4 protein-coding genes are annotated in these 9,027 nt (G+C 69.0%); 3 read left to right on the top strand and 1 reads right to left on the bottom strand.

Annotated elements, in window-relative coordinates; all coding sequences use genetic code 11:
- Window positions 1–248: 248 nt before the first annotated feature.
- Window positions 249–1,061 (bottom strand): phosphotransferase family protein, encoded by an 813-nt coding sequence (locus V9K99_RS18540; protein WP_337323401.1) that lies wholly within the window; start codon window positions 1,059–1,061, stop codon window positions 249–251.
- A 250-nt stretch (window positions 1,062–1,311) separates the two neighbouring features.
- Between V9K99_RS18540 and gltB the strand changes: the two genes are divergently transcribed.
- The 3 genes from gltB to V9K99_RS18525 all read left to right on the top strand — a co-directional run bounded on the left by gltB (window position 1,312) and on the right by V9K99_RS18525 (window position 8,951).
- The gene (gltB, locus tag V9K99_RS18535) at window positions 1,312–5,835 is read left to right on the top strand and encodes a glutamate synthase large subunit (protein ID WP_336999492.1); all 4,524 of its coding nucleotides are present in this window, start codon (window positions 1,312–1,314) and stop codon (window positions 5,833–5,835) included.
- A complete protein-coding gene (locus tag V9K99_RS18530) occupies window positions 5,835–7,301 on the top strand; it encodes a glutamate synthase subunit beta (RefSeq protein ID WP_336999494.1) in 1,467 nt (488 codons plus the stop codon). Before gltB ends, V9K99_RS18530 begins: the two co-directional genes overlap by 1 nt.
- Before the next feature lie 99 nt (window positions 7,302–7,400).
- Complete coding sequence (locus tag V9K99_RS18525; RefSeq protein WP_336999496.1) at window positions 7,401–8,951, top strand: metallophosphoesterase family protein; 1,551 nt, start codon at window positions 7,401–7,403, stop codon at window positions 8,949–8,951.
- Window positions 8,952–9,027 lie beyond the last annotated feature (76 nt).

Here is a 9,027-nt window from a genome sequence, read left to right as displayed (position 1 = left end):
TGGTGGTGTGGGTCAAGGGGCGAAGCTCCCGAAGGGACGCCGAAGGCGCCCTTGACGCACACCACCACGACTAGCACGATCAAGCAGCCCGGAGCCGCGCGACACCACAGTCGCCTTCTCGCAGCACCCGACAACCACGAGTCGCACCACCCGAGCACCCGGCGACCACAGCCGCACCACCGGAGCACCCGACAACCACGAGCCGCACCACCGGAGCACCCGGCAATCACAGCCGCTGTACCGAGTGCTCACTTCCGCGAGACGATCCGCGCGGCTTCCTCCAGGACGTCCGCGAGCCGCACCAACCGGTCGGCGTGGTCGCCGGGGTCGGGTTGGGTGAGCGCCCAGGCGGCACGCGAGACAGCCGTGTACGCCGCCACCAGCACAGCCCCACGGCGTACGGCGTCCACGTCGCCACCGTGGGCCGCCAGCAACTCGTCCAGCGGGGTGTCGCCGGCCAGCAGCAGGTAGGCGAGGTCGAAGCCGGTCGGGCCGAGTCCGAACTGCTCCCAATCGATGGCCAGTACGTCGTCGCCGTCGCGGCCGAGCAGGTTGGTCGGATGGGCGTCGCCGTGGGTGGGGACGCGGGGGAGGGCATCCAACGCGGCCAAGGCGGCGTGGCGTCGTAGCCACAAAGATTCGTACTGAGGGAGCGCCGACCAGCCGCCTCGCCGTTCTACGGTCGTCAGGCGGTCTCGCAGTACGTTGCGGGCACCCCAGGCGGGCTCGGTCAGCGGAAGCTGTGCAAACCGGCCTAGAGCGGCAGCCAGAGCCACCGGGGACCACACGGCCGGCTGCACGTAGGCCATGCGCAGGGTGATGCCGGTCGAGTCCCGCTGCACACCCAGGCAAGCAGGTGAGCGGAGCCCACACGTGGCTGCGACGATGCCGGACGACGCGACCAAGGCCTGGCGTTCCCAGTACGCGTGGTGTCGTGGATCCGCCACGCCCGGGATGAGGCGTTTCACCACCTCGCCGTCGCCAGTCAGCCAGACGCCGCCCGTTGATTGGCCGGTGCCGGTGGTGAGAGGGCGCCACCAGGGGGAGGGCTGCCAGGTCATAGGCATGGATTACCAGTAGGTGCGTGTCTCATCAGGTGAATTTCAGGTGAGGTGGGTGGTTGCGGGAGAGGGTTGCTGGGAAGATGAGAGGGCAGGTAGTGAGCGCTTGCTTACTGAGGGTGAGTAGGGCGTTGTGACGGTGGAATGGGAGTCCATCTGTCGGGCGTCATGAGGTAGTCTCGGGACTCCCGGCTTGGGCCAATGTTGTCCCGCGGCCAGTTGTTGACCGTAGGACGACGGGAGCTCCTGAATGTTTGGTCGCCCCCCATTCCCGAGCGAGGGTCTGTACGACGGACAGCACGAGCATGACGCTTGTGGTGTCGCTTTCGTCGCGACCCTGACCGGTGAACCCAGCCACGACATCGTGGCGAAGGCTTTGACCGCCCTGCGCAACCTCGAGCACCGCGGCGCTTCCGGCGCCGAACCGGACTCCGGCGACGGCGCCGGCATCCTGATCCAGGTCCCGGACGCGTACTACCGCAAGGTGTGCGACTTCGAGCTGCCGGTGCAGCGCGGGTACGCGACCGGTATCGCCTTCCTCCCGGCCGACCCGGACGACGCCGCCAAGGCGATCGACCGGATCGAGGAGCTCGCCGCGGAGGAGAACCTGACCGTCCTGGGCTGGCGCGACGTGCCGACCACGCCGGATCTGCTCGGCGCCACCGCGCGTTCGGTGATGCCGACCTTCAAGCAGCTGTTCGTCACCGCCAAGGCCGGCCGCGTGCTGGGCCTGGCGCTGGAGCGGATGGCCTTCCGGCTGCGGAAGCGGGCCGAGAAGGAGACCGAGACCTACTTCCCGTCGCTGTCCGGCCGGACGATCACCTACAAGGGGATGCTGACCACCGACCAGCTGGACAAGTTCTTCCCCGAGCTGACCGACCCCGACTTCGCCTCCGCGATCGGTGTCGTGCACTCGCGGTTCTCCACGAACACGTTCCCGTCCTGGCCGCTGGCCCACCCGTACCGGTACATCGCCCACAACGGTGAGATCAACACCGTCCAGGGCAACCGGAACTGGATGCGCGCCCGCGAGGCGCTGCTGGCCAGCGACCTGATCCCGGGCGACCTCGAGCAGCTCTACCCGATCTGTACGCCGAGCGCGTCCGACTCGGCCTCGTTCGACGAGGTGCTGGAGCTGCTGCACCTCGGCGGCCGGTCGCTGCCGCACGCGATGCTGATGATGATCCCGGAGGCGTGGGAGAACGCCACCACGATGGACCCGCAGCGGCGTGCGTTCTACGAGTTCCACTCGACCCTGATGGAGCCGTGGGACGGCCCCGCCTCGGTGGTCTTCTCCGACGGCACCAAGGTCGGCGCGGTGCTGGACCGCAATGGTCTGCGCCCGTCGCGCTACTGGGTCACCGAGGACGGTCTCGTCGTACTGGCCTCTGAGGCCGGTGTCCTGGACATCGACCCGGCCACGGTCACGGAGAAGGGCCGGCTCGAGCCGGGCCGGATCTTCCTGGTCGACGTCGAGGCGCACCGGATCATCACCGACGCCGAGGTGAAGAACGCGCTCGCGGCCGAGCACCCGTACGACGAATGGCTGCACGCCGGCCTGATCCGGTTCGAGGACCTGCACGAGCGTGAGCACGTGGTCCACAGCCACGCCTCGGTCACCCGGCGCCAGCAGGTGTTCGGGTACACCGAGGAGGAGCTGCGCGTCATCCTCACCCCGATGGCCAAGTCCGGCGCCGAGCCGATCGGGTCGATGGGGACGGACACGCCGATCGCCGTACTGAGCGACCGGCCGCGACTGCTGTTCGACTACTTCGCCCAGTTGTTCGCGCAGGTCACCAACCCGCCGCTGGACGCGATCCGCGAGGAGCTCGTCACCTCGCTGTCGTCGTCTCTCGGCCCGGAGTCGAACCTGCTCAACCCGAGCCCGGCGTCCTGCCGCCAGGTGGTGCTGCCGTTCCCGGTGATCACCAACGACGAGCTCGCCAAGCTGCGCCACATCAACCTCGACGGCGACATGCCCGGCCTGGCCACCACGGTCCTGCGCGGTGTGTACGACGTCGAAGGCGGTGGCGAGGCGCTCCGGACACGGCTCGACGAGATCTGCGCCGAGGCCGACGCCGCGATCCAGGACGGCGCCCGGATCCTGGTGCTGTCCGACCGGCACTCGAACGCCGACAGCGCGCCGATCCCGTCGTTGCTGCTGACCTCCGCGGTTCATCACCATCTGGTGAGGGAGAAGACCCGTACGCAGGTCGGTCTGGTGGTCGAGGCCGGTGACGTCCGCGAGGTCCACCACGTCGCCCTACTGATGGGGTACGGCGCGGCCGCGATCAACCCGTACCTCGCGCTGGAGTCCGTCGAGGACCTCTGCCGCCAGGGCACCTACCTGCCGGGCATCGAGCCCGAGCAGGCCGTGCGCAACGTGGTGAAGTCGCTCGGCAAGGGCGTGCTCAAGGTCATGTCGAAGATGGGTGTCTCGACGGTCGCGTCGTACACCGGCGCCCAGATCTTCGAGGCGAACGGGCTGTCCCCGTTCCTGGTCGACATCTACTTCACCGGTACGTCGTCGAGGATCGGCGGCGTCGGCCTGGACACGATCGCCGAGGAGGTACGCCGCCGGCACCTGCGGGCGTACCCGGCCGACGGCATCGTGGCCGCGCACCGGAAGCTCGAGATCGGTGGCGAGTACCAGTGGCGGCGTGAGGGTGAGCCGCACCTGTTCGACCCGGACACGGTGTTCCGGCTGCAGCACAGCACCCGGACCGGGCGCTACGACATCTTCAAGCAGTACACGTCCCGCGTCGACGAGCAGTCCGAGCGGCTGATGACGCTGCGGGGCCTCTTCGGCTTCAGCTCGGACCGGGAGCCGATCTCCGTCGACGAGGTCGAGCCGGTCAGCGAGATCGTCAAGCGGTTCTCCACCGGTGCGATGAGCTACGGCTCGATCAGCGCCGAGGCGCACACCACGCTGGCGATCGCGATGAACCGCCTCGGCGGCAAGTCGAACACCGGTGAGGGCGGCGAGGACTCCGACCGCCTGCACGACCCGGTACGGCGGAGCTCGATCAAGCAGGTCGCGTCCGGACGGTTCGGTGTCACCGCGGAGTACCTGACCAACTCCGACGACATCCAGATCAAGATGGCGCAGGGCGCGAAGCCTGGCGAGGGCGGTCAGCTGCCGGGGAACAAGGTCTACCCGTGGGTGGCCAGCACCCGGCACTCGACCCCGGGCGTCGGCCTGATCTCGCCGCCGCCGCACCACGACATCTACTCGATCGAGGATCTGGCTCAGCTGATCCACGACCTCAAGAACGCCAACCCGCAGGCGCGCATCCACGTGAAGCTCGTCTCCGAGGTCGGTGTCGGCACGATCGCCGCAGGTGTCAGCAAGGCGCACGCGGACGTCGTACTGATCTCCGGACACGACGGTGGTACCGGTGCGGCTCCGCTGACGTCGCTGAAGCATGCCGGTGGTCCGTGGGAGCTCGGTCTGGCCGAGACCCAGCAGACCTTGCTGCTCAACGGGTTGCGCGACCGGATCGTCGTACAGACCGATGGTCAGTTGAAGACCGGCCGGGACGTGATCGTCGCGGCGCTGCTCGGTGCGGAGGAGTACGGTTTCGCCACCGCGCCGCTGGTGGTCTCGGGCTGCATCATGATGCGGGTCTGCCACCTGGACACCTGCCCGGTCGGCGTCGCGACGCAGAACCCGGTGCTGCGGGAGCGGTTCTCCGGCAAGCCCGAGTTCGTGGTGAACTTCTTCGAGTTCATCGCCGAGGAGGTCCGGGAGTACCTGGCCGAGCTCGGCTTCCGGTCGCTGGACGAGGCGATCGGGCACGCCGAGGTGCTGGACATCCGGCGCGCGGTCGACCACTGGAAGGCCGACGGTCTCGACCTGTCGCCGATCCTGCACGTGCCGTCCCTGCCGGAAGGTGCGGCGCGGCACCAGACGGTGCTCCAGGACCACGGTCTGGACAAGGCGCTCGACAACGAGCTGATCCGGATCTGTCAGCCGGCGCTGGAGACCGGTGAGCCGGTCCGGGCGCAGCTGCCGATCCGCAACGTCAACCGGACCGTCGGCACCATGCTCGGTCACGAGATCACCAAGCGGTACAAGGCTGCCGGCCTGGCCGACGGCACGATCGACCTGACCTTCACCGGTTCGGCCGGCAACTCGTTCGCGGCCTTCGTCCCGCGGGGTGTGACGCTGCGCCTCGAGGGCGATGCCAACGACTACGTCGGCAAGGGTCTGTCCGGTGGTCGCGTGGTGATCCGGCCGGACCGGCATGCGCGGTTCGACGCGGCCGACCAGATCATCGCCGGCAACGTCATCGCGTACGGCGCGACGTCGGGCGAACTGTTCATCAGCGGTGGGGCCGGGCAACGGTTCTGTGTCCGGAACTCCGGGGCCACCGCGGTCGTCGAGTCGGTCGGCGACCACGCCTGCGAGTACATGACCGGTGGGCGCGTCGTCGTACTGGGCGCCGTCGGCCGGAACTTCGCGGCGGGCATGTCGGGCGGCGTGGCCCACGTGCTCGACCTGGACCACACCCTGGTGAACCCGGAGTTGGTGGATCTCCACCCGGTCACCGAGGACGAGTCCGAACTGCTGCACGATCTGGTCCGTACGCACCACGAGGAGACCGGGTCGGAACGGGCGGCCAAGCTGCTCGCCGACTGGCCCGAGGCGGCGGCCAGGTTCACCACGGTGATGCCCCGCGACTACGCCCGGGTGCTGGCGGCCAAGGCGGCCGCCGAGCGGGACGGGCTGGACGAGGACGCCACCACGCGAGCGATGATGGAGGCCATCTGATGGCTGACCCGAAGGGATTCCTGACCACCCCGCGGGAGGTCGCCGAGCGGCGCCCGGTCGACGAGCGGGTGAAGGACTGGAAAGAGGTCTACCCCGGTGGGCCCGGCAAGGCACTGCTGCCGATCATCACCAAGCAGGCCGGACGCTGTATGGACTGCGGTATCCCGTTCTGCCACAACGGCTGCCCGCTGGGCAACCTGATCCCGGAGTGGAACGACCTGGTCTGGCGGGACGACTGGTCCGGTGCGATCGAGCGGTTGCACGCGACCAACAACTTCCCGGAGTTCACCGGCCGGCTCTGCCCGGCGCCGTGTGAGCCGGCCTGCGTGCTCGGCATCAACCAGGAGCCGGTGACGATCAAGAACGTCGAGGTCGCGATCATCGACAAGGCCTGGGAGGCCGGTGACGTCAAGCCGCAGCCGCCGGAGTGGCTGACCGGCAAGACGATCGCCGTCGTCGGCTCCGGCCCGGCCGGCCTGGCCGCCGCCCAGCAGCTGACCCGCGCCGGTCACACCGTCGCGGTCTACGAGCGGGCCGACGCCCCGGGCGGGCTGCTGCGCTACGGCATCCCCGAGTTCAAGATGGAAAAGGAACAGGTCGACCGCCGGATCCAGCAGATGAAGGAGGAGGGCACGGTCTTCCGCTCCGGCGTCAACGTCGGCGTGGACGTCACCGGGACCCAGCTCAAGCAGCGGTACGACGCGGTCGTCATCGCGACCGGTGCGACCGCGGCCCGCGACCTGCCGGTGCCGGGACGCGAGTACGGCGGCATCCACCAGGCGATGGAGTTCCTGCCGCAGGCCAACCGGGTCGCCCTCGGCGAGAGCGTCCCGGACCAGATCGTTGCCACTGGCAAGGACGTGGTGATCATCGGCGGCGGTGACACCGGCGCGGACTGCCTCGGCACGGCGCACCGGCAGGGTGCCCGTTCGGTCACCCAGCTGGAGATCATGCCGCGACCGGGCGACGACCGGCCGGCTGGGCAGCCCTGGCCGACATACCCGATGATCTACCGGGTCGCCTCGGCGCACGAGGAGGGCGGCGAGCGGGTCTACTCCGTCTCGACCGTCAATTTCGAAGCCGACGGCAACGGCAACGTGTCCGGGCTGAACCTGGTCGAGGTGGAGTTCAAGGACGGGAAGTTCAGCCCGATCGAGGGCACCGAGCGGACCATTCCGGCGCAGCTCGTGCTGCTCGCGATGGGCTTCCTCGGCCCGGAGCGCGAGGGATTCCTCGAGCAGTTGGGCGTCGAGCTGGACGAGCGCGGCAACGTGAAGCGGGACAAGAGCTACCAGACCTCGGTCGAAGGTGTCTTCGCCTGCGGCGACGCCGGCCGCGGTCAGTCCCTGATCGTCTGGGCGATCGCCGAAGGCCGCTCCTGCGCCAACGGTGTGGACACCCTCCTGACCGGATCGTCCACGCTGCCGACCCCCATCCCGCCGACAGCCCGCCCCCTGGCGGTCTGATCCCGAACGCGATGGTCCGGGCCGTAGGCAACGAACTGTTGCCTGCGGCCCGCAGCGGTTCAAGGTGCATCGGCTTGCCCGGACCAATACGGTTGACCCATGGCTAGCCGCCTGGTGACCAGACAACGGCTCCGTGCGATCGCGCCCTGGGCCGCGTTGAGCCTGCTCTGGCTGGTGACCTCGGCCGCGGTCGGCATGCTCGGGTTCGCCAACGACTCCGAGCGGGTCACCATCGGTGCCCACGCCGCCACCGTCTCACCGACGTTCGACGGTCACGCGACGCTCGATCTGGGCGCCGTACTGCCGCGGCTGCGGATCCCCACCCACGCCCCGATCGGCATCGGCGCCAACATCGACGTCCAGGAGACCGACGCCGACAACCTCACCGAACTGCTCAACCGTGACGCCCTGATCGCCTCCCAGCCGGACGGTGAGATCGCGCGGATCCGGCAGGTGATCGAGGAGATGGCCGTCGACAACGCGGTCGCCGGCGCCGGGACCGGCCTGCTCGTGGCGGTCGTGGCCGCAACGGTCTGGACCGCTCTCGGTCCGCGCCGGCGACGTGAGCTGTGGGACCTGGTGCACAAACACGAACGCCGGGTCGAGCACCGGGCGATCGTCGTACTGGTCGCCATGCTCATCACGATCGCGTCGCTGTTCGGCCCGGGGCAGATGCGCACGGCCGAGATCCCGCCGACCGCGTGGCGCCCGTTGCACGAGCTGCTGCCCGAACTCTCCTTCGACGAACGGCTCAAGGAGGTCGAGGTCGCGTCCGGGTTCTCCACCACCGGCGGCGTCGGCGTGATCCGGACGGCGGTCGAGACGTACGAGCGATCCACCGAGTTCTACGGCCGCCTGCAGGAGCGGGTCAATCGGGTCGGCGGCCGGATCCACCAGGCCGGCGAGGGCGAGACGGTCGCCTTGATGGTCTCGGACCGGCACGACAACATCGGGATCGACCGGTTCGCCTCCGAGGTGGCCAAGGTCGCCGGGGCGAAGGTGCTCATCGACGCCGGTGACGACTCCTCGTCCGGGCAGTCGTGGGAAGTGTTCAGCATCAACTCGCTGCGCCAGCACTTCAAGGATCTGAAGGTGGTCGCGGTGGCCGGCAACCACGACGCCGGCGGGCACATCGAGGACGCGATGCGCAAGAACGGGTTCACCGTGCTGGACAGCAAGCCGGTCGAGGTGGAGGGGATCCGGTTCCTCGGCGACAGCGATCCGACCCGGACCGGGCTCGGCAGTGCGGACTCGCCCGGCGACGAGACGATCGCCGAGCAGTCCGAGCGGCTCGCCCAGGTCGCCTGCGACCAACCGGACGACAAGCGGATCTCCACCTTCCTGGTGCACGATCCGTCGTCGTTCGCAGACACCGCGGAACGCGGCTGCGCGACGCTGCTGCTGTCCGGGCATCTGCATCGCCAGGTCGGACCGGAGCACAAGGTCGTCGACGGTCGTCCGGTGACGACGTACACGAACGGCACGACCGGGGGAGCGGCGTACGCGTTCGCCCTCGGCTATACCTTGCGCCGGCCGGGTGAGGTCACCCTGATCACCTACTCGGACGGGCTGCCGATCGGCCTGCAGACCGTCACGGCCGAGCTCAGCGGCGAGGTCACGGTCGGCGCCTACACCCCCTTGCCTTCTTGACGATTCAGGCTTCGCGCCCAACTGTCATGCGCTGTTAACTGTCCAGTAATGGGGGCGGACCAGCGGGCGAGTGGTC

The organism is Kribbella sp. CCNWLW201, assembly GCF_037203805.1.
GTDB lineage: Bacteria > Actinomycetota > Actinomycetes > Propionibacteriales > Kribbellaceae > Kribbella.
This window is presented reverse-complemented; position numbering and strand designations above follow the sequence as displayed.